Below are 1,948 nucleotides of genomic sequence, written 5' to 3'. Positions count from 1 at the left end.
GCCGAGGAGGCGGAAGCCTCCGCAAAACGCTTCGAAGAGCTGACCATGAAGAAGGCGGCCGAAGGCTATGCGCTCGGCCCGACCCGCGTGCAGCACCAGAACAAGGACCCGCGCGGCTGGCGCGAATTCGCCGACCAGCTGGCCGAGCACTCGACCGAAGGCGCGGCCCTTACCATGCGCGGCGTGCAGAAGCGCCGGCCTTCGCTGTTCGACCTGGTCGACAAGATGAAAAGCGTCACGGTGCCGACGCTGATCATGACCGGTGACGAGGACTGGCCCTGCCTCGAGCCCGGCATTCTCATGAAGAAGAACATCCCGACCGCCTCGCTGGTCGTGATGGGAAATTCCGGCCACAACATCAATCTCGAGGAGCCGGCCGTCTTCAACATGCACCTGTCGGACCTGTTTCAGGCCGCCGACGCCGGCACCTGGCCTAAGCGCGACCGGCGCGCGATGACGGGCACCATTTTGGGGCGGTAACCCCGGTCATTCCGGGACGGCCGTCGAAGCCCGCAGGGCGAGACGGACGGACCCGGAATCCAGAACTAGGCCCTGATCTGCGTTGTGGATTCCGGGTTCGCTCGCTTACGCTCGCGCCCCGGAATGACGGCGTGGCATCACGTCGCATTATAGCCGCCGTCGACCAGCAGGTCGGCGCCGGTCATGAAGCTCGAGGCATCGCTCGCAAGGAAGACCGCGGCCTGCGCGATTTCCTCGGGCTGGCCGAGCCGCTGCAACAGGTGCTTCGGGCCAGCGGTTCGCCGTGCCGTCTCCATGTCGCCGAAGCGTTTCACCAGGCGATCGGTCTCGACGGCGCCGGGCGACAAAGTATTCACACGGATGTTCTGCGAGGCATGGTCGGTCGCCATCGCCTTGGCGAGTTGGATCAGCGCGCCCTTGCTGGCGCAATAGACCGCGCGGCGCGGTCCCGCGACGCTGCCGAGCTGCGAGGCGATGTGGATGATGCTGCCGCCGCCCGCCTTGATCATCGCCGGCAGGATCGCGCGGCTCATCAGGAAGGCGCCGGCGACATTGACGCCGAACACTTTGTTCCAGTCGTCGAGCGTGAGCTCGAGCACCGATCCGTTCGGATCGTGGCCGGCGGCGCCGTTCACCAGGATATGAATGGCGGGATATCTGGCGAGGATTGTTTTGGCGGCCGCCTCGACCTGCGCCTCACTGCCCACGTCGCAGGCAACCGCGATCGCCGCCTTCCCAATCGCCGCCGCCGTTTTCTCGGCCGCCGCCTTGTCGCGATCGATACAGGCCACGGTGGCGCCGGCCTCGGCAAAAGCGAGTGCGATCGCGCGCCCGATGCCGTTGCCGGCGCCGGTGACGACGGCGGATTTGCCCGCCAACGAATATTTGCCGGCGAGTGTCATGACACGGCGCTCGCAGCGATGCGGCCGAGATAGGCTTCCTGCACGCGCGGATCGCGTTTGAGCTCGGCGCAGGGCCCGCTCGCGATCACCGAGCCGGTCTGCAGCACGTAGCCGCGGCTGGCGGTTTCGAAGGCGTATCGCGCGTTCTGCTCGACCAGCAGAACGCTGGTGCCGGCGGCGTTGATCGCCTTGATTTTCTGGAAGATGTCCTGGACGACGATCGGCGCCAGCCCGAGCGACGGCTCGTCCAGGCACAGCAGCTGCGGCTCCGACATCATGGCGCGGCCGAGCACGAGCATCTGCTGCTCGCCGCCGCTCAGCGTGCCGGCGTTCTGGCTGCTGCGCTCGGACAGGCGCGGAAACATGGCAAAGACGCCGTCCATGCGCTGGCGCACCCTGCCCGCATCGTTGCGGACATTGAAGCCGCCGAGCTCGAGATTTTCGCGCACGGTGAGGAACGGGAACACGTGGCGGCCTTCCGGAACGAGCGCAATGCCGAGCTTGCTGCGCTCGTAGGATGGGGTCGCGGTCACGTCTTGGCCCGCGAACCTGATCGTACCGCGCCG

At 66.8% G+C, this 1,948-nt stretch carries 3 protein-coding genes; 1 reads left to right on the top strand and 2 read right to left on the bottom strand.

The genetic code is table 11. The features are described 5' to 3' along the window. The coding region (locus tag VH499_RS23800; RefSeq protein ID WP_332055259.1) for an alpha/beta hydrolase at nucleotides 1-480 on the top strand (480 nt) is incomplete at its 5' end. A 137-nt stretch (nucleotides 481-617) separates the two neighbouring features. Here the strand turns inward: VH499_RS23800 and VH499_RS23795 are convergent. Beyond that, a complete protein-coding gene (locus VH499_RS23795) occupies nucleotides 618-1,382 on the bottom strand; it encodes an SDR family oxidoreductase (RefSeq protein ID WP_332055258.1) in 765 nt (254 codons plus the stop codon). Continuing rightward, nucleotides 1,379-1,948: ABC transporter ATP-binding protein (locus VH499_RS23790; RefSeq protein ID WP_332055257.1), on the bottom strand; the 570-nt coding region annotated here is incomplete at its 5' end. The genes VH499_RS23790 and VH499_RS23795, both read right to left, overlap by 4 nt.

The organism is Reyranella sp. (genome assembly GCF_036558665.1).
In the GTDB taxonomy this organism is placed as follows: Bacteria; Pseudomonadota; Alphaproteobacteria; order Reyranellales; family Reyranellaceae; genus Reyranella.
The sequence above is the reverse complement of the archived record's forward strand: the minus strand, read 5'-3'. Positions and strand labels throughout refer to the sequence as shown.

What these genes read in the sequence shown, in the direction of transcription:
- VH499_RS23795 (WP_332055258.1), bottom strand. Translation starts at nt 1,382, where the DNA reads ATGACACTCGCCGGCAAATATTCGTTGGCGGGCAAATCCGCCGTCGTC.